At 62.0% G+C, this 21,567-nt stretch carries 19 protein-coding genes and 2 pseudogenes; 13 read left to right on the top strand and 8 right to left on the bottom strand.

Annotation, left to right across the window (positions count from 1 at the left end; genetic code table 11):
* The first annotated feature begins 38 nt into the window (after positions 1-38).
* On the top strand, positions 39-968 hold the full coding sequence (gene catA / locus RGV59_RS00475; RefSeq protein WP_126586672.1) for a catechol 1,2-dioxygenase: 930 nt from the start codon (positions 39-41) through the stop codon (positions 966-968).
* Positions 969-1,095: 127 nt separating this feature from the next.
* On the opposite strand, the gene RGV59_RS00470 is transcribed toward catA, so the two are convergent.
* Positions 1,096-1,569, bottom strand: coding sequence for an Lrp/AsnC family transcriptional regulator (locus tag RGV59_RS00470; RefSeq protein WP_017849466.1), 474 nt, complete (start codon positions 1,567-1,569; stop codon positions 1,096-1,098).
* 144 nt (positions 1,570-1,713) lie between these two features.
* Between RGV59_RS00470 and kynU the strand changes: the two genes are divergently transcribed.
* On the top strand, positions 1,714-2,964 hold the full coding sequence (gene kynU / locus RGV59_RS00465) for a kynureninase (RefSeq protein ID WP_126586670.1): 1,251 nt from the start codon (positions 1,714-1,716) through the stop codon (positions 2,962-2,964).
* A 521-nt stretch (positions 2,965-3,485) separates the two neighbouring features.
* Entirely contained in the window at positions 3,486-4,892 is a 1,407-nt protein-coding gene (locus RGV59_RS00460) for an amino acid permease (protein ID WP_126586668.1), read from the top strand.
* Here RGV59_RS00460 and RGV59_RS00455 read toward each other — a convergent pair.
* On the bottom strand, positions 4,838-5,734 hold the full coding sequence (locus tag RGV59_RS00455) for a LysR substrate-binding domain-containing protein (RefSeq protein ID WP_126586666.1): 897 nt from the start codon (positions 5,732-5,734) through the stop codon (positions 4,838-4,840). The genes RGV59_RS00460 and RGV59_RS00455 overlap by 55 nt on opposite strands.
* Positions 5,735-5,918: 184 nt before the next feature.
* Between RGV59_RS00455 and RGV59_RS00450 the strand changes: the two genes are divergently transcribed.
* The 5 genes from RGV59_RS00450 to RGV59_RS00430 all read left to right on the top strand — a co-directional run bounded on the left by RGV59_RS00450 (position 5,919) and on the right by RGV59_RS00430 (position 10,983).
* Entirely contained in the window at positions 5,919-6,683 is a 765-nt protein-coding gene (locus tag RGV59_RS00450; RefSeq protein ID WP_126586664.1) for a sulfite exporter TauE/SafE family protein, read from the top strand.
* 124 nt (positions 6,684-6,807) lie between these two features.
* Positions 6,808-7,398: an NAD(P)H-dependent oxidoreductase gene (locus tag RGV59_RS00445; protein ID WP_017847735.1), complete on the top strand. Its 591-nt coding sequence runs from the start codon at positions 6,808-6,810 to the stop codon at positions 7,396-7,398.
* 30 nt (positions 7,399-7,428) lie between these two features.
* Positions 7,429-8,325, top strand: coding sequence for a LysR family transcriptional regulator (locus tag RGV59_RS00440; protein WP_126586662.1), 897 nt, complete (start codon positions 7,429-7,431; stop codon positions 8,323-8,325).
* A 103-nt stretch (positions 8,326-8,428) separates the two neighbouring features.
* Positions 8,429-9,322: an NAD-dependent epimerase/dehydratase family protein gene (locus RGV59_RS00435; protein WP_126586660.1), complete on the top strand. Its 894-nt coding sequence runs from the start codon at positions 8,429-8,431 to the stop codon at positions 9,320-9,322.
* 215 nt (positions 9,323-9,537) lie between these two features.
* A complete protein-coding gene (locus tag RGV59_RS00430; RefSeq protein ID WP_079444687.1) occupies positions 9,538-10,983 on the top strand; it encodes a SulP family inorganic anion transporter in 1,446 nt (481 codons plus the stop codon).
* A gap of 132 nt (positions 10,984-11,115) precedes the next feature.
* On the opposite strand, the gene RGV59_RS00425 is transcribed toward RGV59_RS00430, so the two are convergent.
* Positions 11,116-11,496 carry a lysozyme inhibitor LprI family protein gene (locus tag RGV59_RS00425; RefSeq protein ID WP_017847739.1) on the bottom strand — a complete coding sequence of 127 codons (381 nt, stop codon included), beginning with the start codon at positions 11,494-11,496 and terminating at the stop codon, positions 11,116-11,118.
* A gap of 248 nt (positions 11,497-11,744) precedes the next feature.
* Between RGV59_RS00425 and RGV59_RS00420 the strand changes: the two genes are divergently transcribed.
* From RGV59_RS00420 to RGV59_RS00405, 4 genes are read left to right on the top strand one after another with little or no spacing between them, the layout of a single operon-like run.
* On the top strand, positions 11,745-13,094 hold the full coding sequence (locus RGV59_RS00420; RefSeq protein ID WP_198718519.1) for a gluconate:H+ symporter: 1,350 nt from the start codon (positions 11,745-11,747) through the stop codon (positions 13,092-13,094).
* 12 nt (positions 13,095-13,106) lie between these two features.
* Positions 13,107-13,967: a MurR/RpiR family transcriptional regulator gene (locus tag RGV59_RS00415; RefSeq protein WP_046488199.1), complete on the top strand. Its 861-nt coding sequence runs from the start codon at positions 13,107-13,109 to the stop codon at positions 13,965-13,967.
* Position 13,968: 1 nt separating this feature from the next.
* On the top strand, positions 13,969-15,432 hold the full coding sequence (locus tag RGV59_RS00410; RefSeq protein WP_126586658.1) for an N-acyl-D-amino-acid deacylase family protein: 1,464 nt from the start codon (positions 13,969-13,971) through the stop codon (positions 15,430-15,432).
* 29 nt (positions 15,433-15,461) lie between these two features.
* Positions 15,462-15,830: a glyoxalase superfamily protein gene (locus tag RGV59_RS00405; protein WP_017847743.1), complete on the top strand. Its 369-nt coding sequence runs from the start codon at positions 15,462-15,464 to the stop codon at positions 15,828-15,830.
* Positions 15,831-16,470: 640 nt separating this feature from the next.
* Here the strand turns inward: RGV59_RS00405 and RGV59_RS31640 are convergent.
* Positions 16,471-17,067, bottom strand: a pseudogene (locus RGV59_RS31640) (methyl-accepting chemotaxis protein); the annotation flags it as partial.
* Between the two features lie 258 nt (positions 17,068-17,325).
* Positions 17,326-18,390: pseudogene (locus RGV59_RS31635) on the bottom strand (methyl-accepting chemotaxis protein); the annotation flags it as partial.
* Between the two features lie 279 nt (positions 18,391-18,669).
* Between RGV59_RS31635 and RGV59_RS00395 the strand changes: the two are divergent.
* Positions 18,670-19,287, top strand: a complete 618-nt coding sequence (locus tag RGV59_RS00395; protein ID WP_017847745.1) for an FKBP-type peptidyl-prolyl cis-trans isomerase — start codon at positions 18,670-18,672, stop codon at positions 19,285-19,287.
* A gap of 135 nt (positions 19,288-19,422) precedes the next feature.
* On the opposite strand, the gene RGV59_RS00390 is transcribed toward RGV59_RS00395, so the two are convergent.
* The 3 genes from RGV59_RS00390 to RGV59_RS00380 all read right to left on the bottom strand — a co-directional run bounded on the left by RGV59_RS00390 (position 19,423) and on the right by RGV59_RS00380 (position 21,345).
* Positions 19,423-19,680, bottom strand: a complete 258-nt coding sequence (locus RGV59_RS00390; protein WP_003194088.1) for a hypothetical protein — start codon at positions 19,678-19,680, stop codon at positions 19,423-19,425.
* Between the two features lie 158 nt (positions 19,681-19,838).
* The gene (locus RGV59_RS00385; RefSeq protein WP_017847746.1) at positions 19,839-20,180 is read right to left on the bottom strand and encodes a zinc ribbon domain-containing protein YjdM; all 342 of its coding nucleotides are present in this window, start codon (positions 20,178-20,180) and stop codon (positions 19,839-19,841) included.
* A 196-nt stretch (positions 20,181-20,376) separates the two neighbouring features.
* Positions 20,377-21,345 carry a polyprenyl synthetase family protein gene (locus RGV59_RS00380; RefSeq protein ID WP_017847747.1) on the bottom strand — a complete coding sequence of 323 codons (969 nt, stop codon included), beginning with the start codon at positions 21,343-21,345 and terminating at the stop codon, positions 20,377-20,379.
* Positions 21,346-21,567 lie beyond the last annotated feature (222 nt).

The raw sequence follows: 21,567 nt of genomic DNA, 5'->3' as shown, positions 1-21,567 counted from the left end.
TGTTTTATCCCCAATAATTACAAGATGAGGATTGCACCATGTCCATCCGACTGTCCCAGACTGCCCACGCCCAACAGTTTCTCGATGAAGCCAGCGGCCACCGCAGCGAAAGCGGCAACCCGCGCACCAAGACGCTGATTTACCGGATCCTGCGGGACACGGTGAACATCATCGAAGACCTGGAAGTCACCCCCGAAGAGTTCTGGGCGGCGGTCAACTACCTCAACGAATTGGGCCAACACCAGGAAGCCGGTTTGCTCGCCGCCGGGCTCGGCCTGGAGCATTACCTGGACCTGTTGATGGACGCCGCCGACGAAGAGACCGGCAAAACCGGCGGCACCCCGCGCACCATCGAAGGCCCGCTGTATGTGGCGGGGGCGCCGCTGTCGAAATACGAAGCGCGCCTGGACGACGGCCAGGACCCGGGCGTGCCGCTGTTCATGCGCGGCCAGGTACGGGACACGCAGGGCAAACCGTTGGCCGGGGCGATTGTCGATGTGTGGCAGGCCAATACCGGCGGCACTTATTCCTGGTTCGACACCGCGCAGTCGGAATTCAACCTGCGCCGCCGCATCGAGACCGATGCCCACGGCAACTTCCGTTTTCGCAGCATCGTGCCGTCGGGTTATGGCTGCCCGCCGACCGGGCCGACCCAGCAGTTGCTCAATCAGTTGGGACGCCACGGGCAGCGGCCGGCGCATATTCACTTCTTCATCTCGGCGCCGGGGCATCGGCACCTGACCACGCAGATCAACCTGTCGGACGACCCGTACCTGCACGATGATTTTGCCTACGCGACACGGGATGAATTGATTGCCGAAATTCGCTTCAGCGACGATCAGCAGCTGGCGCGGGAACTGGGTGTGGAAGGGCGCTTTGCGCAGATCGATTTTGACTTCGAGGTGCAGCTTGCCGATGCGCCGCTGGAGCAAAAGCGCATGCAGCGGGTGCGTGCATTGGAAGATTGATCAGCACGGTCAAAAAATGTGGGAGGGAGCTTGCTCCCGATAGCGGCGGATCAGTAAACATTTAAGTGACTGACACACGGCTATCGGGGGCAAGCCACCCTCCCACATTGTTTTGTGGCGTGGCTGACTATTTGCGCAACACCAGGTCCAACACTTCATCGCGATCCTTGATCTTCTGCAACACGATCTCCGAACGGATATCCATCACCCCCGCCGTGCGGTTCAGGTGGTTCACGATAAAGTCCGAAAAGTGCTTGAGGTTGCGCGCCTGCACCCGCAGCACGTAGTTGCTGGCGCCGGTGATCACGTAGGCGCTGGCCACTTCCGGCCAGCCTTGCACCTTCTGGATAAACGTCTCGTGCCAGTCCTCCACGTCCTGGCGCACCGACAGGTGGACGATGGCCTCGAGTTCGATCCCCAACCGCTCGGCATTCAACACCGCCCGATAGCCGCTGATGATGCCTTCGCTTTCCAACAGGCGCAGACGGCGCAGGCAGGCGGAGGGCGACAGCGCGACTTTTTCCGCGAGTTCCTGGTTGCTGATACGGCCGTCCTGTTGCAGGAAATGCAGGAGGCGCAGGTCGGTGGCGTCGAGAATCATGCTTAGAATAAATCCGCGTGTTTTCGGTTGAACTTCGAATTTCCTACAGCTTAATTAGCCTGTTGCCCACAACTTTGCACGAAAATTCTCTAAAACTTCGCTCATTATTTACGGCATCTTCACTTATAAAAACCAGGACAGCCCATGATCACTCGAAGCCATTGCCAAGCCCTTGACGACCAGGACCGGTTGGCGCCGCTGCGCCACCAGTTCGCCTTGCCGCAGGGGGTGATCTACCTTGACGGCAACTCCCTCGGCGCACGTCCGGTGGCCGCGCTTGCGCGGGCGCAGCAGGTGATCGCCGAGGAGTGGGGCAATGGCTTGATTCGCAGCTGGAACAGCGCGGGTTGGGCGGACTTGTCCCAGCGCCTGGGCAATCGCCTGGCACCGTTGATCGGCGCGGGGGAGGGCGAAGTGGTGATCACCGATACCACTTCCATCAACCTGTTCAAGGTGCTCAGCGCCGCCTTGAGCGTGCAGCGCCAACGCGCGCCGCAGCGCAAGGTGATCGTCAGCGAAGCGAGCAACTTCCCCACCGACCTGTACATCGCCGAAGGCCTCGCCGAGTTGCTGCAACAGGGCTATTCGCTGCGCCTGGTCAACAGCCCGGACGAACTGCCCCAGGCCATCGACCCGGACGTGGCGGTGGTGATGCTCACCCACGTCAACTACAAGACCGGCTACATGTACGACATGCACGCGCTCACCGCGTTGAGCCACGAGTGCGGCGCGCTGAGCCTCTGGGACCTGGCGCATTCGGCAGGTGCGGTGCCCATCGACCTGCACCAGGCCGGCGCCGATTATGCGATCGGTTGCACCTACAAATACCTCAATGGCGGCCCTGGTTCCCAGGCGTTCGTGTGGGTCAACCCGGCGCTGGTGGACGTGGTGCGCCAGCCGTTGTCGGGCTGGTTCGGGCATACCCGGCAGTTCGCCATGGAGACGCGTTATGCACCGAGTGCCGGCATCGCCCGTTACCTGTGCGGCACCCAGCCGATCACCTCGCTGGCCATGGTGGAATGCGGCCTGGAGATTTTCGAGCAGACCGACATGGCCAGCCTGCGCGGCAAATCCCTGGCCTTGACCGACCTGTTTATCGCACTGGTTGAAGCCCGCTGCGCCGCCCACGGCCTGGTGTTGATCACCCCGCGTGAGCACGCCAGACGCGGCAGCCATGTGAGCTTCGAACACCCTGAAGGTTATGCGGTGATCCAGGCACTGATTGCCCGTGGAGTGATTGGCGACTACCGCGAGCCGCGCATCATGCGTTTTGGTTTTACGCCGCTGTACACCTGCTTTACCGAAGTGTGGGACGCCGTGGAAATCCTCGGTGAGATCCTCGACAACCGCACCTGGGACCAGGCGCAATTCAAGGTCCGTAACAGCGTCACCTGAACAAACACCGACAACAATGGGGGGAGGGAGCTTGCTCCCGATAGCGCTGTATCAGCGTGTGAATCCGGCGACCGACACACCGCCATCGGGGCAAGCCCCCTCCCACAGGGGGGCTGCGGTGTTCATCCATTGAGTGTCTGACGCAGGCTCAATGTGGGAGGGGGCTAGCCCCCGATGGCGGCGGATCAGTCACCTAGGTATCAACTGAAAGACTGCTATATGGGGGCTGCGGTGTTCATCCATTGAGTGTCTGACGCAGGCTCAATGTGGGAGGGGGCTTGCCCCCGATGGCGGCGGATCAGTCACCTAGGTATCAACTGAAAGACTGCTATATGGGGTCTGCGGTGTACATCCATTGAGTGCCTGACGCACGCTCAATGTGGGAGGGGGCTTGCCCCCGATGGCGGCGGATCAGTCACCTAGGTATCGACTGAACGACTGCTATCACCAGCAAGCCCCCTCCCACAGGGATCTGCGGCAACAGACAAATCGTGCAATCACAACAATAAGGGGCACACCACGTGACCACGCCAAACGACGGCTTTGCAGAAATCACCCACCGCGAACTGGGCCTGAGGCGCCAGCTCACTTCCGGCCAGATGAGCATGATCGCCATCGGTGGCGCCATTGGCACCGGGCTGTTCATGGGCAGCGCCTATGCCATCGGCTATGCCGGGCCCAGCGTGCTGCTGAGTTACGCCATTGGAGCGTTGATCACCTTGCTGCTGATGGGCTGCCTGGCGGAGATGACGGTGGCCCATTCCACCTCCGGCTCCTTCGGGGCCTACGCCGAGTTCTACATCAGCCCGCTGGCCGGGTTCCTGGTGCGCTACGCCTATTGGGCGGCGATTGTGCTGGCGGTGGGCGCCGAGGTCACGGCGGTGGCGATGTACATGAAGTACTGGTTCGCCAACGTGCCGGAGTGGGTGTGGATCGTGTCGTTCTCCAGCGTGCTGATCCTGCTCAATGCCATCAGCGTGAAAACCTTCGGCAACTTCGAATACTGGTTTTCGACGATCAAGATCAGCGCCATCGTCGGTTTCATCCTCCTCGCGGTGTACGTGGTGTTCGGCTCCGGTAACCCGCAGTACGGGGTGCAGAACTACACGGCCCACGACGGCTTTTTCCCGCATGGCTTGAGCGGTATGTGGATCGCAGTGATCGTCTCGATCTTCAGCTACTTGAGCGTAGAGATGATCGCCGTCGCCGCCGGTGAAGCGGCCGACCCGGAGCAGGCGGTGAAGAAAGCCTTTCGCGCGACCATCGCGCGCCTGGTGGTGTTTTACCTGCTGACCCTGGCGCTGATGCTGGCCATCGTGCCGTGGAACCAGGCCGGGCAGACGCAGAGCCCGTTCGTCACAGTGATGCAGACCCTCGGCATTCCCGGCGCCACCGGGGTGATGAATTTCGTGATCCTGATCGCGGCGCTGTCAGCGATGAACAGCCAGCTCTACATCACCACGCGCATGATGTTCAGCCTGTCCCGCGCCGGCTTTGCGCCCAAGTCCATGGGTGCGTTGAGCAAGAGCGGCATCCCGCTGAACGCCTTGTTGCTGTCCAGTTCGGGCATCGGCCTGGCGACCTTGCTTAACGTGGTCTACCCGGAAAGCTCGTTCACGCTGATGATGGCGATCTCGATGTTCGGCGCGATCTTCACCTGGTTCATGATCTTCCTGACGCACCTGTTCTTCCGCCGTTATCGCAAGCGTCATGGCGGGGCGAAGTTGTCGTTCCAGCTGCGCCTGTTTCCCTACAGTACGCTGCTGGGCCTGGTGCTGATGGGCGCGGTGATGATCACTACGTATTTCACCGATGCGTTCAAGATGACCTTGGTGTTCGGCGTGCCGTTCCTGCTGATTCTGTCGGCGGTGTATTACGGATTTTTCCGCAAGGGCAGGGCCAAGGCGTCGAGCAAGGCCCTGGCATAACCCGGCAGGTGTTCGAACGAGCGCGCGCATAACAGCAGCGTTCGACAGGCCCAAGCTTCTCGCAACGGCTGGGCCTTGACGCGCTGCGCCAACGGCCAGCGCGCCAGCGCCGCCTGGGGCACGATCCCCAGGCCCGCGCCGCGTGCGACCATGCGCAGCACGCCGTCAAAACCCTCGGCGCGGATCCGCGTGTGCAAGCGAAACCCCGCGTGCAACGCCTGTTCTTCCAGGTACACCGCCAGCGCGCTGTGGGCGGCCAGGCCCACATAGTCGTAATGCAGGCTGTCGATAAAACTCACCGTACTTGCCGCCAACGGATGCTCCAGCGGCATGACCAGCACCAGCGGATCGTCGCGAAACGCCAGGGTCTGCAAGCCGTGGGTGTCCACCGCGTCGGAGATGATCCCGAGGTCTGCGGTGCCCTGGCGCAAGGCCTGGGTGATGCGCAGGCTGGGCAGTTCCTGCAGGTCGATGTCCAGGTTGGGATGGTCGCGCAGGAAATCCGCGAGCAGTTCCGGCAGGTATTCGCTGAGGGCGGTGGTGTTGCACAGCAGGCGCACCTGGCCTTTGACGCCGTTGGCGTATTCCGCCAGGTCCTGTTGCAGGTGCTCGGCCTGTTGCAGCAACAGCCGGGCATGACGCGCCAAGGCCTGGCCCGCAGCCGTCGGCGTGACGCCACGGCGGCCGCGTTCAAGGCATTCAACCCCGAGCGCAGCTTCCATCGCGCGGATGCGCGCGCTGGCGGCGGCCAGGGACAAGTGGCTGCGGCTGGCACCGGCGGTGATGTTGCCGGCATCGAGGACGTGCAGGTAGAGGCGCAGGTCGATCAGGTCAAAGTGCATGGCTGGAAGATTTCCTTTCGCTGGACTGGCGCTATCGCGAGCAAGCCCGCTCCCACACTTGGAATGCATTTCAACAGTGGGAGTGGGCTTGCCCGCGATGGCGGCATCAGCCTCACGCAAAACAAGAGGCTGCCTCAGTATATGGCGAATTTCCAACCCCGGCGAAAGCCCTCACAATCCCGCCATGCAGACATTCCTCGCGTTCTACCAAAACCTCGGCCCCGCCCTGACCCTGCTGGTGATCGGCACCTTCCTGCTGGCCGGCACCGTCAAAGGTGTGATTGGCCTGGGCCTGCCCACCGTCGCCATGGGCTTGCTCGGCCTGGCTATGTTGCCGACGCAGGCTGCGGCGTTGCTGCTCATCCCTTCGACGGTGACCAACCTCTGGCAACTGGCTTTCGGCGGCCACTTGAGCGTGTTGCTCAAGCGCTTGTGGCCGCTGTTGCTGTTGATTGTCCTCGGCACCGGGTTGGGCACGCTGTGGCTGGGAATGGGCAGTGGCGCCGGGGTGGTGCGCGCATTGGGCGCGGCCTTGCTGGTGTATGCGTTGAGTGGGCTGTTCCTGCCCGCATTCAAGGTGACGCCCGCGACCGAGCGTTGGTTGGCGCCGGTGTGTGGGCTGGTCACCGGCCTGATCACCTCGGCCACCGGCGTCTTCGTGATTCCGGCGGTGCCGTATCTGCAGGCGCTGGGGTTGAATCGCGATCAGTTGGTGCAGGCATTGGGGCTGTCGTTCAGTGTATCGACACTGGCGCTGGCGGCTGGGTTGGCCTGGCGCGGCAGTCTCGGCGGCGGTGAGATCAATGCCTCGTTGTTGGCGCTGGCGCCGGCCTTGTTGGGCATGTGGCTGGGGCAGGCGTTGCGCCAACGGATCAGTGCCGTGTTGTTCAAACGGGTGTTTTTTATCGGCATGGCGCTGTTGGGCGCGCATCTGTTGATCAGTGGATAAAGGCAATAATAGAGTTTGATTCGTGATTTTTAGTCAAATGTATTTTGCCGCGCCAAGGCTTATTCCGCGCAAGGCACATCGATACCCTGCCTTCAGACATTTTTAATCTCAAGGCGCTCCCCCCATGAAAAAAGTCCTGCTGCTCAACGGCGGTAAAAAATTCGCCCACTCCGACGGTCGCTACAACACCACCCTGCATGACGCTGCCGTGGCTGTGCTCGACCGTGGCGGTATCGACGTCAAGGTCACGCATATTGATGAAGGCTACGATGTGGCCGAAGAAGTCGCCAAATTCCTCTGGGCCGACGTGATCATCTACCAGATGCCCGGCTGGTGGATGGGCGCGCCATGGATCGTGAAGAAGTACATCGACGAAGTCTTCACCGAAGGCCACGGCAGCCTCTACGCCAGCGATGGCCGTACCCGTTCCGACGCCTCGCAGAAATACGGCAGCGGCGGCCTGATCCACGGCAAGCAATACATGTTGTCGCTGACCTGGAACGCCCCGCAGCAAGCCTTCGACGACCCGAGCGATTTCTTTGAGGGCAAAGGCGTGGACGCGGTGTACTTCGCGTTTCACAAGGCCAATGAGTTCCTCGGCATGACGGCCTTGCCGACGTTCCTCTGCGTGGACGTCATGAAGCGCCCGGCCATCGACGCCGATGTGGCGCGCTACGAGCAGCATCTGGCGCAGGTGTTCGACCTCTCGGTGTAAGCTGCGCTGAACCGAGAAAGAGGACAGCCTGTGAAAGCCCGATCCGATGAGCTACAGATCTTCGTCAACGTGATTGAGTGCGGCTCGATTTCGGCAGCGGCGGAGCAGGTCGGGCAGACACCATCGGCGGTCAGCCGCACCTTGTCGCGCCTGGAAGCCAAGCTCGACACCACGCTGATCAACCGCACCACGCGGCGCATGGACCTGACCGAGGAGGGCAAGTACTTCTTCGAACAGGCCAAGGTGATCCTGGCGCAGATGGATGATCTGGAGGAACGCTTGTCGTCGCGCCAGAAAAAACCGGCGGGGCGCTTGCGCATCAACGCCGCCGTGCCGTTCATGCTGCATGGGATCGTGCCGTACATCGCCGAGTTTCGCGGGCTGTACCCAGAGATCCAGCTGGAGTTGAACAGTGATGACTTGATCATCGACCTGTTGGAGCAGAGCACCGACATTGCGATTCGTATCGGCGCGCTGGCCGATTCCACCCTACATGCGCGGTCCCTGGGCTGCACCCCGCTGCATATCCTCGCCAGCCCCGCTTACCTCAAGCAGTACGGTACGCCGACCACGGTCGCCGAGTTGGCCGAGCACACCTTGCTCGGTTTCACCCAGACCGAGACGCTCAACCACTGGCCGTTGCGCCACGTGGCGGGCGACCGCTGGCTGATCGAGCCCGGCATTGCTGCGTCCAGCGGTGAAACCGTGCGCCAGCTGGCGCTTGAAGCGCAGGGCATTGGCTGCCTGTCGAACTTCATGACCAGCGACGACATCGACGCCGGGCGCCTGGTGCCGCTGCTGGAAGCCTTCAACAGCGGTTATCGCCAGCCGATCCACGCGGTGTTTTACCGCAACTCGCAACTGGCCTTGCGCATCCAATGCTTCCTGGACTTCATCCAGGCCAAGCTGGCGCGGTACGCCTGCTGATTCGTGACCTGCGCGCAAGATTGAATTGGGCAACACGGTCTTATTCGCCAGGGATGGGGGCTTGATACTGGGCCCATCACTTACTCAGTCAGGAGAGACCTCCATGAACGTATTCGTTACCGGCGCCGCCGGATTTATCGGCGGCTCCATCGCCACCGGCCTGGTCAAGGCCGGCCACCATGTGACGGGCCTGGTGCGCAGCGCCGAGCAAGCCGCCGAGATGACGGCCCTGGGCATCACCCCGGTCATCGGCACCCTGGACGACCGTGCGGTGTTGACCGAACAGGCCAGGCAGGCCGACGCGGTGATCAACGCCGCCAGCAGCGACCATCGCGCGGCGGTGGAAACGCTGTTGGCCGCCTTGAAAGGTTCGAACAAACCGTTCCTGCACACCAGCGGTTCGAGCATCGTCGGCGATGCATCGGGCGGCAAGGCCAGCGATATCATCTACTTCGAGGACCACCTGCCGGAACCGACCGTCGACAAGGCCGCACGTGTCGCCATCGACAACCTGATCCTGGCAGCCGCCCAAGACGGGGTGAACTCGGCGGTGATCTGCAACACCCTGATCTACGGCCACAGCCTGGGCGTGAAGCGCGACAGCGTGCAACTGCCGCGCTTGCTCAAGCAGGCGCGCAAGAGCGGGGTGGTGCGCCATGTCGGTACGGGGCAGAACATCTGGTCCAATGTGCATATCGAGGACGTGGTCGCGCTCTATCTGCTGGCGCTGGAGAAGAATGTGCCGGGCACGTTCTACTTCGTGGAAAGCGGTGAAGCGGCGTTCATCGACATGACCACCGCCATCGCCGAAGCCCTGAACCTGGGCAAGCCGCAGGACTGGCCGTTGGCCGACGCAGAAGCCGAATGGGGCTATGAAATGGCCAATTACGGCCTGGGCTCCAACAGCCGGGTGCGCGGCAAGCATGCCCGTGAATTGTTGGGATGGGTGCCCAAGCGCACATCGGTGGTGGAGTGGATTCGCCGCGAGATGGTCTGATGTCGGCGTGAGACCGTGGTGTACCCTTCGCGGGCAAGCCCACTCCCACATTTGACGGTGTTCACACCTCGATAACGGGTGCACCGATCAAACCATGGGAGTGGGCTTGCCCGCGAACGGGGCATCCCGGTCAATCTGCCCTGACGCTTCACTGGCACCACCGACCGCATTTCCGTACCATTCCCCGCCTTATTCCCCGCAATGCCCGGTACCTCATGAACCTCACCCGTCTTCGCGCCGACGCCCTGGCCGGCCTCACCACGTCTTTTGCCTTGCTGCCCGAGTGCATCGCCTTTGCCCTGGTGGCACACCTCAACCCGCTGATGGGGCTCTACGGCGCGTTCATCATCTGCACCCTCACGGCATTGTTCGGCGGGCGGCCGGGAATGGTCTCTGGCGCCGCAGGGTCGATGGCGGTGGTGATCGTCGCGCTGGTGGTGCAACACGGCGTGGAGTATTTGCTCGCGACGGTGCTGCTGGGCGGGCTGATTATGCTGGTCTTCGGCCTGCTGCGCCTGGGCAAGCTGGTGCGGATGGTGCCGCACCCGGTGATGCTGGGGTTCGTCAACGGCCTGGCGATCATCATTGCCCTGGCGCAGTTGGAGCATTTCAAGAGCGGTGATACCTGGCTCAGCGGCACGCCGCTGTATGTGATGAGCGGCCTGGTGCTGGTGACCATGGCCATCGTCTACCTGTTGCCGCGCCTGACCCGTGCCGTGCCGCCCGCTCTGGTGGCGATCCTCGGCGTGGGCCTGGCGGTGTACCTGCTGGGCTTGCCGACGCGCACGCTGGGCGACATGGCCCACATCGCCGGTGGCCTGCCGAGCTTCGCACTGCCGCAGATCCCCTGGAGCCTGGATACCCTCGGCATCATCGCGCCCTACGCGTTTCTGATGGCGATGGTCGGCCTGCTGGAAACCCTGTTGACCCTCAACCTCACCGACGAAATCACCGAGAGCCGCGGCTACCCCGACCGCGAAAGCATGGCCCTGGGCGCGGCGAATATGCTCTCGGGCCTGTTCGGCGGCATGGGCGGTTGCGCGATGATCGGGCAAACCGTGATCAACCTCAGCTCCGGCGGACGCGGACGTTTGTCCGGGGTCTTGGCTGGGGTGATGATCCTGTTGTTCATTCTGTTTCTGTCACCGCTGATCGAGCGCATCCCGCTGGCGGCGCTGGTCGGGGTGATGTTCGTGGTGTCGCAGCAGACCTTCGCCTGGGCGTCGCTGCGGGTGATCAACAAGGTGCCGCTCAATGACGTGCTGGTGATCATCGCGGTGACCGTGATCACCGTGTTCACCGACCTGGCCACGGCGGTGCTCTGCGGGATCGTAATCGCAGCGCTGAACTTCGCCTGGCAACAGGCGCGTGAACTGTACGCCGATGAATATCTGGAAGCGGACGGCAGCAAACTCTACCGCGTGCATGGCACGTTGTTCTTTGCCTCGACCACGCCGTTTTTGAATCAATTCGACCCGGCCAACGACCCGGCCGCGGTGACGCTGGATTGCCGCCACCTGAGCGTTGTCGACTACTCCGCGATTGCCGCGCTGATGACCTTGCGCGAGCGTTACAGCAAGGCCGGCAAGCATCTGCGCGTGCTGCATTTGTCCGAGCGCTGCAAGAAGCTGCTCAAGCGCGCCAAGGTCCATCACGACTGACCGCAACCCCTGTAAGAGCGAGCTTGCTCGCGAAAAACCCGAGAGCGCCACGTCTATCCAGACAACACGCGTCATCGTTGACGATTTTCGCGAGCAAGCTCGCTCCTACGGGAGGGCGAGGGTTTTCATTCATTACGGCCCGACCAGGTCTTCCAGTTCCTGGGCGCGGGTCTGGGTCATGTCCAGCACACAGGCGGAGCCGTTGACCTGATCGATGCTGCCGCCGGTGGCACTGCCGGCAAAGGCGCAATTGGCATCGCGGTATTTGATCCACAGGCGCTGCACGTCCTGCAATTGCTGCTTGCGCGCGCCTTCCTGGGCGGCGAGGGCGGTCTGGTAGGCGGTGTTCAGGCGTTTGTCCTGCACCTTGGCCTGTTGGGTGTTGCACTTGACCATGTCCACGGTCGTGTTGGCGCTGTCCATGCATTTCTTCAGTGCGGCGTTGTCGGCGGCCGACGCGCTGCCGCACAGGGCGAGCAGCAGGGCGCAGGCGGTGAGAGAGGTGCGGGTCATGATCGAGTGTCCTGGATGTTCGTGGGGGCGCATTTTAAGACTCAAGCGTGCGCGTTGAGTTTCCGGTCTTTTCTGAATTTGATGTAAGAACACCCCCCGAATTTTCATGCGCGGCCGTTGGGCATGTCCCAACGCGACAGCGCTTATCTGTGGGCGAAAATTACTTTCATAAAAATTGAAAATGCTCCTCGGTAATGATTTATGAGTTTCACAACCAATTCGACGTGACCCTTTCCGAGGAGTACCGCATGGCCGCATCACCGGGCTTCGGGCTATTGGCATACGCCGCCATCGCCATCATTGCTTTGATCGTGCTGATTGCACGTTACCGACTCAACCCGTTTATCGTCATCACCCTGGTGTCCATCGGCCTGGCGCTGATGGCCGGGATGCCGGCGGACACCATCATGGGCTCCTACGAAGCGGGCGTCGGCAAAACCCTGGGGCATATCGCCCTGGTGGTCGCGCTGGGCACCATGCTCGGCAAGATGATGGCTGAATCCGGCGGCGCCGAGCAGGTGGCGCGCACGCTGATCAACCGGTTCGGCGAGCGCAACGCCCATTGGGCGATGGTGTGCATTGCCTTTCTGGTGGGGCTGCCGCTGTTTTTCGAGGTCGGTTTTGTGTTGCTGGTGCCGATCGCCTTTACCGTGGCGCGGCGTGTGGGGGTGTCGATCCTGATGGTCGGCTTGCCGATGGTTGCCGGCCTGTCGGTGGTGCATGCGCTGGTGCCGCCGCACCCGGCGGCGATGATGGCGGTGCTGGCGTATAACGCCTCGGTCGGGCAGACCGTGCTCTATGCGATTTTGATCGGCATTCCCACGGCGATCATCGCCGGCCCGCTGTACGCCAAGTTCATCGTGCCGCGCATTCACCTGCCAGCGGAAAACCCGCTGGAGCGCCAGTTCATCGAGCGCGAGCCACGCAGCCGTTTGCCGAGTTTCGCCCTGACCATGGGCACCATTCTGTTGCCGGTGGTGCTGATGATGATCGGCGGCTGGGCCAATCTGATTTCCACGCCCGGCAGCGGTTTCAACCAGTTCCTGTTGTTTATCGGCAACTCGGTGATCGCGCTGCTGGTGGCGACCCTGGTGAGTTTCTGGACCCTCGGCCTGGCGCAGGGTTTCAACCGCGAGTCGATCCTCAAGTTCACCAACGAATGCCTGGCGCCGACCGCGAGTATCACCTTGCTGGTGGGCGCGGGCGGCGGGTTGAACCGGATTCTGGTGGACGCCGGCGTGACCAACGAAATCCTCGGCCTGGCCCATGCGTTCAACCTGTCGCCGCTGGTGATGGGCTGGCTGTTCGCCGCGTTGATGCGTATCGCCACCGGCTCGGCCACCGTGGCCATGACCACCGCTTCCGGGGTGGTTGCGCCGGTTGCGCTGGGCCTGGGTTATCCACACCCTGAATTGCTGGTGCTGGCGACCGGGGCGGGTTCGGTGATCTTTTCCCACGTCAACGACGGCGGCTTCTGGCTGATCAAGGAATACTTCAATATGACTGTGATCCAGACCTTCAAGACCTGGACCGTGTTGGAGACCCTGATTTCGCTGGTCGCCTTCGGTCTGACGTATGGTCTGTCCTGCGTCCTGTAACCCGGAGCCTCCATGGACATCCTCTACCAGATCCGCGCCCGCCAGGCGTCTTTCAGTGCTGGCGAAGGGCGTATCGCCAAGCTGATGCTCGATGACGTGGGCTTTGCCGCGTCGGCTAGCCTGGAGGCGTTGTCCCAACGCGCCGAGGTCAGCACCGCGACGTTGTCGCGGTTTGCGCGCAGCGTCGGGTGCCGGGATTTGCGCGACTTGCGCCTGCAACTGGCCCAGGCCAGTGGCGTGGGCAGCCGCTTCCTCGACCCGGCGGGCAAGCCTGAGCAGTCGGGGTTTCATCGGCAGATTCTCGGCGATATCGAAGCGACGTTGCGCCAGCACTTGTCGGGGTTCGATCAGGCCGGCTTCGTCGATGCGGTCAGCCTGCTGGGCAAGGCGCGGATGATCCACGCGTTCGGCATGGGCGGCCCGTCGAGCCTGTGCAGCGAGGAGTTGCAAGTGCGTCTGGTGCGCCTGGGCTATCCGATTGCCGCCTGCCATGACCCGGTGATGATGCGCGTCACGGCGGCGACGCTGGGGCCCGAGCAGGCGCTGATCGTTTGTTCGCTCAGCGGCCTCACCCCGGAGTTGCTGGACGTGGTGGCCCTGGCGCGCAACTACGACACGCCCATCGTCGCCATCACCCTGGCCGCTTCACCCCTGGCCGGGCTGGCGGATGTGGTACTGGCGCTGCAACCGGCCGAAACCAGCTTCATCTACAAACCCACGGCGGCGCGCTACGGCATGCTGCTGGCCATCGACCTGCTCGCCACCGAGCTGGCGCTGGCCATGCCGGACGACAACCAAGAACGCCTGCGCCGCATCAAGCTGGCCCTCGACGACTATCGCGGCGGGCCCGACAGCCTGCCGCTGGGAGACTGATATGCAGTACGACACGCTGATCCGCCAGGCGCTGATCATGGATGGCCGCAACACGCCTGGGTATGTCGCCGATGTGGGGCTGCGCGACGGGCGTATCGAGGCGATCGGCGACTTGTCGGCCGCGCTGGCCACACAGGTGATCGACGCCCGCGGCCGGGTGTTGGCGCCGGGGTTTATCGATGTACACACCCACGATGACACGGTGGTGATCCGTCAGCCGCAGATGCTGCCCAAGCTCAGCCAGGGCGTGACCACGGTGATTGTCGGCAACTGCGGTATCAGCGCCTCGCCGGTGAGTTTGCGCGGTGAGCCGCCGGACCCGATGAACCTGCTGGGCCCGCGTGAAGCGTTCACCTATCCGCGTTTTGCCGATTACCGCGCCGCCGTGGAACGCGCCCAGCCGGCGGTCAACGTCGCGGCGCTGATCGGCCACACGGCGCTGCGCAGCAACCATATGGACGACCTGCATCGCAGTGCCACTTTCGATGAAATCGCCGCGATGCGCACGCAGTTGCGCGAAAGCCTGGAGGATGGCGCCCTTGGCTTATCCACCGGCCTGGCCTACGCCAGCGCGTTCAATGCCGAGACCGATGAAGTGCTGCAACTGAGCGAAGAACTGACGGCGTTCGGCGCGGTGTACACCACCCATCTGCGCAGTGAGTTCGAGCCGGTGCTGGCGGCCATGGACGAGGCGTTTCTGATCGGTCGGCATGCTCAGGTGCCGGTGATCATTTCCCACCTCAAATGTGCCGGCGCGGGTAACTGGGGGCGTAGTCCGCAGCTGTTGGCGGCGCTGGAGCAGGCGGCGAAAACCCATCCGGTGGGGTGTGATTGTTACCCCTATGCGGCGAGTTCTTCGACCCTGGATCTCAAGCAAGTCACCGATGCGTTTCGCATCACCATCACCTGGTCGACCGCGCACCCGGAAATGGGCGGGCGCGACTTGCAGGCGATCGCCGCCGAGTGGGATGTTTCGCTGATGGACGCGGCCCGTCGCCTGCAACCGGCGGGGGCGGTGTATTACGGCATGGACGAAGCGGATGTGCGCCGTATCCTTGCGCATCCGCTGTCGATGGTCGGGTCGGATGGGTTGCCCGAAGATCCGTTCCCGCATCCGCGCTTGTGGGGCGCGTTTCCGCGGGTGTTGGGCCACTTCAGTCGGGACGTCGGGCTGTTCCCGCTGCACACGGCGGTGCATAAGATGACCGGCTTGTCGGCGGCGCGGTTCGGTTTGTCGGAGCGGGGCGAAATCTGTGTAGGGCACTGGGCCGACTTGGTGCTGTTCGATCCGTTGCGCGTGCGCGATGTGGCGGATTTCAAGGCGCCGCAGCAGGCGGCAGAAGGGATTGATGGCGTGTGGGTCAACGGCGTGTTGAGCTACAGCGACGGGCAGCCGAATGGTCAGCGGCCGGGGCGGTTCCTGGCGCGCAGTGGGGATTTGCGGGCTGGGTTTTCGACTCTATAGTGGGCGCTCTTACACACGGAGCGGTTGCCATGCACTTAGGAAAAGTCACCCCCATCCTGCGGATTTTCGACGAGGCCAAGGCGTTGGAGTTTTATGTCGACTTCCTTGGGTTCAAGGTCGATTGGCAGCATCGCTTCGAGGCGAATTTTCCGTTGTATCTGCAGGTGTCGTTGGGTGAGTGCGTACTGCATTTGTCCGAGCACCATGGCGATGCATCGCCGGGTGCGGCGGTGCGGATTCAGGCGCAGGGTGTAGACGCCTATCAGCAGCAATTGCAGGGCAAGGACTATCGTTTTGCCAAGCCAGGCGTTGAAGAAATGCCCTGGGGTTCGCGGGAGATGAGCATCCACGATCCGTTTGGCAATCGGCTGGTGTTTGTCGAGGAAGGCGAGGGCTGAGGGGTAAATCGCAGGCAATAAAAAACCGCCTTAGTAGGGCGGTTTTTTTGTGCAAACCCAGTGAGTGGCTGGGGTTGCGTTCTAACAGGAAGCGTTGACCCACCCAACAGATATTAATGCCGGTTATCGCATCACGCAAGGCTTGACGATTGTCGGTTTTTTTCAACGCTTGCACTTTGAGTTTACTCAACACTAGCTGCAAAAATTGGCAATAAATTAGCTGATCATCACATCAGGTTTTATCGTCACTTGTCACACCTTTGATCGAGATGTTGGTTAGTATCACCTCCGTTCCATGTATGTCGTTTTGAGGTGGTTGGGTATGCGCGCGGAATTATGGACCGAACGCCACGGGCTAGTAATCCGTGCCGGATTCATGCGGGAGGAACCAAAACCCAGCCGCCTCACAGGAAGCGTTGACCCGCATCCAAAGGCTCACATGTTCCGGTAAGTGCGCTGGAGGTAAGGCCCAACTCATGGAGGGCCGAGTATGTCTAAGTTTGCACGACGTGCGTGGAACCTCGTCGTGAATGCCCTGCGTGTTTATCACGTATGGACATTCCTGCGAGACAGCTTCGATGACCGTTAAGGTCTGAGAAGTGGAGCCGCCCCGGTGCAGACCGAGGCGGCTTTTTGGTTTTTACACCCGGAAGTGGCTGACCATCTGCTGCAACTGGCTGCCCAAGCGCGCTAGTTCCACGCTCGATTTGGCCGTCTCATCACTCGCGGTGGCGGTCTGTTCCGACACGTCACGCACGTTGATGATGCTGCGGCTGATTTCTTCGGCCACGGCGCTTTGCTCTTCGGCTGCCGCTGCAATCTGCTGGTTCATCGACTGGATATTCGACACCGTGCGGGTGATGTTTTCCAGGGATACGCCGGCCTTGCGCGTCAGCTCGACACTGCTGTCGGTGAGGCTGCGGCTGTTGTTCATCACCGCGGCCACCTGCTGGGTGCCGTTCTGCAAGCCGGCCACCAGGCCTTCGATTTCCTCGGTGGATTTCTGCGTGCGCTGGGCCAGGCCACGCACTTCGTCGGCGACGACGGCAAAGCCGCGACCGGCTTCACCGGCACGCGCTGCTTCAATCGCGGCGTTGAGCGCGAGCAGGTTGGTCTGCTCGGCCACGGCCTTGATCACGTCCATCACGCTGCCGATTTTGTTGCTCTCTTGTTGCAGATGGCTCATGGCGTCGGTGGAACGCGCTACTTCGGCGGCCAGGCGTTCGATCTGGGCGATGGCTTCGGCCACTACCTTGTCGCCTGCGCGGGCTTGTCCATCGGCATCGGCAGCGGCCCGGGAGGCTTGCTCGGCGTTGCGTGCGACTTCCTGCACGGTGGCGGTCATTTCGTGCATGGCGGTGGCGACTTGATCGGTTTCGATCTTCTGGCTGTTCACCCCGGCACTGGTCTGTTCGGTCACGGCCGACAACTCTTCGGCGGCGCTGGCGATCTGGGTCACGCCGTCACGAATGCCGCTGATCAACTCGCGCAGGGTCGTGCCCATGCGCTGGATGCCTTGTTGCAGTACGCCCAGTTCATCGCGGCGGGTGACCTGGATATTGTGGCTCAGGTCGCCGGAGGCAATGCGTTCGACCACGGCCAGGGTTTCCTGGATCGGGCGTGTGATCTGGCGGGTGATCACCAGTGCCGCGACGATGCCGACCAGTAACGCGAGCAGCGTGCTGATCAATTGCAGGCTGCGGGCTTGGGCGCTTTCGGCGTCGCGGCGGGTGAGCTGGATGTCGTAGAGCTTGTCGCTGATGGTGACGATATCCGCCCCTTGGGTGGTCATTTCGGCGCGCGCGGCGACGATATTGGCGTTAGCCGCCTTGTAGTTCTGCACCGCACTGCGATAGGCGCCGAGCGCGCTTTCCAGGGCGCTGAGCGCGACCTGTTGGCTACCGCCGAACGCCGCGCCGAGGCCTTTCAAGCCGTTGATGGCTTTTTCGATCTGGGCGGCGGCGCGGGCTTCGGTGTCGGCGTTGACGTTGCCGGTGTAGCCGCGCACTTCGTAGCGGGCCAACTGGAACTCTTGTTTGGCATGAGTCACGGCCTGGTACTGGGTGAAGCGCTCGGGGTTGTCGGGCGTCTGCTGCACACTGCTGTCCAGTGCGTCGATCTGGGCGTTGGCGATGTCGGCCTTATCGCCCATGACCTGGCGCGCAGCATTGCCGGCACGGTAGGCCTCACGCATTTTGTTCAGCGATTGCTGATACGCCGTGATGACAGCTTTCTGCTCGTTGAGCAGCTTGACGTTGTCCGGGCTCTTGAAGCTGTCCAGGAGTTTTTGCTGCTGGGCGACGAAGGCATCCAGGCTGGTTTGTACGTTCTGCGCCACGCTTTCATCGCCGTTGGCCAGCATGTATTGCAGGCGCACGATGCGCAGCTTGGTCAGGGAGGCGTTGAGCTGGGTGATGTCGCTCATCCAGTTGCTACGGTCGATCAGGCCGCCGAGGCTGGTCCAGCCGGTCAGCGCCAGGATCGAGGTGAGGACAAGCACCAGGCCGAAGCCCAGGCCCAGTTTGAGGTTGACGCTGATGTTACCGAACCAGCTGTTCATCGAGTGCTCCGCAAAAATGATGTTTGTCTGCTGGACGGTGTTGTTGTTTGAGCCAGCCAAGGTGTTTAGGCCATATCGGCGGGCACAGGGGAAACTGAAACGATTAATTAGCCTGCGCGATGCACGGAGCCCTGCATCACCGACTACCGGCGCCAGGCAGGCATGACGTGGGCGGCGCTCATCCCGCACGCACATTCTGTGCTAGTCTGCTGGCCCTTTTAGTTCTGGGCGGTGCGGGAAAACCGTGTTTTCAGCGCTGCCCTACAGCGGAGCCTCTTCATGTCCGAAGTTAATCTGTCCACCGACGAAACCCGCGTCAGCTACGGTATCGGCCGTCAGTTGGGCGACCAACTGCGCGACAACCCGCCACCGGGCGTGAGCCTGGACGCAATCCTGGCCGGCCTGACCGACGCGTTCGCCGGCAAGCCAAGCCGTGTTGATCAAGAGCAAATGGCCGCGAGCTTCAAGGTCATCCGCGAAATCATGCAAGCCGAAGCGGCTGCCAAGGCGGAAGCGGCTGCAGGCGAGGGCCTGGCGTTCCTGGCGGAAAACGCCAAGCGTGACGGCATCACCACTCTGGCTTCCGGCCTGCAATTCGAAGTGCTGACTGCCGGTGAAGGCGCCAAGCCGACCCGTGAAGACCAAGTGCGTACTCACTACCACGGCACCCTGATCGACGGCACGGTGTTCGACAGCTCCTACGAGCGCGGCCAGCCTGCGGAATTCCCGGTTGGCGGCGTGATCGCCGGCTGGACCGAAGCCCTGCAACTGATGAATGCCGGCAGCAAATGGCGCCTGTTCGTGCCAAGCGAACTGGCTTACGGCGCTCAAGGCGTTGGCAGCATTCCGCCGCACAGCGTTCTGGTATTCGACGTCGAGCTGCTCGACGTTCTGTAAGACCTGCTTTTGATTACCTGTAGGAACGAGCTAGCTCGCGACAAACGTCAACGATGACGCGAGCATCCTGGATGAACGCGTTGCTTGTGCGTTCTTCGCGAGCAAGCTCGCTCCTACAGGGTTTTGCGCGGTCGCTCATGGGTGAAACTTGCCATTGAGTTCCGTCGCCGGGCGCAATGCTCGGGCATAGCAGAACAGAAACAGGTTGCGCACCACTTCCTTCAGTACACCGGGTTCACTGGAACTCAGGCCATTCACGTCCAGGTCGCCCTGGTCCTGCAGTTCGTTCAGCGCTTCTTCCTCCAGCACCGCACAGACTTCCCCGGTTTCCCGATGGAGGATGCGCAGGTAAGGGTGTGGGCGGTCCAGCCAGGCATCTATCAAATAAGTCATGTCGTTCTCCTTGATGGGTTTCAATGAGAATAATTCTTATTCGTAGAATAGCAAGTGCCTATTGGCGGTTTGCGGATTTTTCTGCGTGGGTCGTGCGAGGGATCAACAGCCAGGGCGAAACGCCATCCCGCGGCGGGCGCGGGATGGAAGCAGCAGGATCAGACCTTGCGGACGAACTCGGACTTGAGTTTCATCGGGCCGATACCGTCGATCTTGCAGTCGATATCGTGGTCGCCGTCGCACAGGCGGATGTTCTTGACCTTGGTGCCGACCTTGACCACCAGGGAGGTGCCCTTGACCTTGAGGTCTTTGATCACGGTGATGGTGTCGCCGTCCTGCAGGACGTTGCCTACAGAGTCTTTCTTCACGGTTTCATCGCTGGCCACTTCGGCCTCGCCAGTGGCGGACCACTCATGGGCGCATTCCGGGCAGATCAGTTGGGCGCCGTCTTCGTAGGTGAATTCGGAATTGCATTTCGGGCAGGGTGGCAACGTGCTCACTAAAGCTCCTTAAAGGTCAGGATGGCTAAAGTCGCACATTATATAGGGAATTGTAGGGAGACAGGGCGCGGTCTTGGATTGGTAATACAAACTAAATGTGGGAGGGGGCTTGCCCCCGATGGCGGTATTTCAGTCTAAGCATAAGTTGACTGATCCACCGCTATCGGGGGCAAGCCCCCTCCCACATTTGGTATTTCTAGTGCGTGCGCGCGACCGCGAACTCGCTCAGCTCGACCAGGGCGTCCCGGTATTCGCTGGCGGGGAGGGCGTCCAGGCACTTGATCGCACGGGCCACGTAGTCACGCGCCAGGTGGGCGGTGTAGTCCAGGGCGCCGGAGGCTTCCACGGCGGCGCGGATGCTTTCCAGGTCTTCGATCCCGCCTTTCTGGATCGCCTTGCGTACCAGGGCCGCCTGTTCCGGCGTGCCTTCGCGCATGGTGTAGATCAGCGGCAAGGTCGGCTTGCCCTCGGCCAGGTCGTCGCCGACGTTCTTGCCCAGGGTCTCGGCGTCGCCACGGTAGTCGAGCAGGTCGTCCACCAGTTGGAACGCCACGCCCAGGTGGTCGCCGAAGGTGCGCAGGGCTTCGGCCTGCTCGGCCGTGGCTTGGCACAGGGCGGCGGCGCTGTGGGTCGAGGCTTCGAAGAGCATCGCGGTTTTGCCGCGAATCACTTCCATGTAGGTTTCTTCGGTGGTGCTGGCGTCACGCACCTTCGACAACTGCAACACTTCGCCTTCGGCGATGATGCGCGTGGCCTGTGAAAGAATCTTCATCACTGGCATCGAGCCCAGTTCGACCATCATTTCGAACGAGCGCGAGTACAGGAAGTCGCCGACCAGCACGCTCGGGGCGTTGCCCCACATCGCGTTGGCGGTCTCGCGACCACGGCGCATGCCGGACATGTCGACCACGTCGTCGTGCAGCAGGGTCGCGGTGTGCAGGAACTCGATGGTGGCGGCCAGCAGGCGCAGGTCATCGCCTTCGCGGCCCAGGGCCTTGCCGCACAGCAACACTAATAAAGGACGCAGGCGTTTACCGCCCGCCGACGTAATGTAGTCGCCAATTTTGGAGACCAGCGGCACTTTAGACGTCAGCTGCTGCTTGATGATGCCGTCGACGGCGCTAAAATCGTCCGCGACCGCGCGGTAGAAAGCTTGGGGTTGCATCAGCGACAGTCGCTCCAGAAGGGTTGCGCGGCATGCTAGGACCCTGACCCCGCAGTGTCAAGGCGCGATAGACGGCCTCTTGCAACGTATCCGCGCCTTGCGTACAATCGCGCACCCTGAACTTCCTGGGCAGCACCTGCCTTACGCAATTGCATTCGGGACGTCCATCCCATGCAGCCATGCCAGCCAATACCTCTTCTTATAAAGCGCTGGGTGAGCAGG

Origin of the sequence: Pseudomonas sp. FG1, from assembly GCF_034313875.1 — a bacterium.
Taxonomy (GTDB): domain Bacteria; phylum Pseudomonadota; class Gammaproteobacteria; order Pseudomonadales; family Pseudomonadaceae; genus Aquipseudomonas; species Aquipseudomonas veronii.
The sequence above is the reverse complement of the archived record's forward strand: the minus strand, read 5'-3'. Positions and strand labels throughout refer to the sequence as shown.

Bases quoted from the DNA above. Each gene is read 5' to 3' on its own strand.
- RGV59_RS00410 (WP_126586658.1), top strand. From the start codon at position 13,969: ATGCAGTACGACACGCTGATCCGCCAGGCGCTGATCATGGATGGCCGC.
- catA (WP_126586672.1), top strand. From the start codon at position 39: ATGTCCATCCGACTGTCCCAGACTGCCCACGCCCAACAGTTTCTCGAT.
- RGV59_RS00470 (WP_017849466.1), bottom strand. From the start codon at position 1,569: ATGATTCTCGACGCCACCGACCTGCGCCTCCTGCATTTCCTGCAACAG.
- RGV59_RS00430 (WP_079444687.1), top strand. From the start codon at position 9,538: ATGAACCTCACCCGTCTTCGCGCCGACGCCCTGGCCGGCCTCACCACG.
- kynU (WP_126586670.1), top strand. From the start codon at position 1,714: ATGATCACTCGAAGCCATTGCCAAGCCCTTGACGACCAGGACCGGTTG.
- RGV59_RS00395 (WP_017847745.1), top strand. From the start codon at position 18,670: ATGTCCGAAGTTAATCTGTCCACCGACGAAACCCGCGTCAGCTACGGT.
- RGV59_RS00380 (WP_017847747.1), bottom strand. From the start codon at position 21,345: ATGCAACCCCAAGCTTTCTACCGCGCGGTCGCGGACGATTTTAGCGCC.
- RGV59_RS00455 (WP_126586666.1), bottom strand. From the start codon at position 5,734: ATGCACTTTGACCTGATCGACCTGCGCCTCTACCTGCACGTCCTCGAT.
- RGV59_RS00445 (WP_017847735.1), top strand. From the start codon at position 6,808: ATGAAAAAAGTCCTGCTGCTCAACGGCGGTAAAAAATTCGCCCACTCC.
- RGV59_RS00425 (WP_017847739.1), bottom strand. From the start codon at position 11,496: ATGACCCGCACCTCTCTCACCGCCTGCGCCCTGCTGCTCGCCCTGTGC.
- RGV59_RS00390 (WP_003194088.1), bottom strand. From the start codon at position 19,680: ATGACTTATTTGATAGATGCCTGGCTGGACCGCCCACACCCTTACCTG.
- RGV59_RS00435 (WP_126586660.1), top strand. From the start codon at position 8,429: ATGAACGTATTCGTTACCGGCGCCGCCGGATTTATCGGCGGCTCCATC.
- RGV59_RS00450 (WP_126586664.1), top strand. From the start codon at position 5,919: ATGCAGACATTCCTCGCGTTCTACCAAAACCTCGGCCCCGCCCTGACC.
- RGV59_RS00415 (WP_046488199.1), top strand. From the start codon at position 13,107: ATGGACATCCTCTACCAGATCCGCGCCCGCCAGGCGTCTTTCAGTGCT.
- RGV59_RS00405 (WP_017847743.1), top strand. From the start codon at position 15,462: ATGCACTTAGGAAAAGTCACCCCCATCCTGCGGATTTTCGACGAGGCC.
- RGV59_RS00420 (WP_198718519.1), top strand. From the start codon at position 11,745: ATGGCCGCATCACCGGGCTTCGGGCTATTGGCATACGCCGCCATCGCC.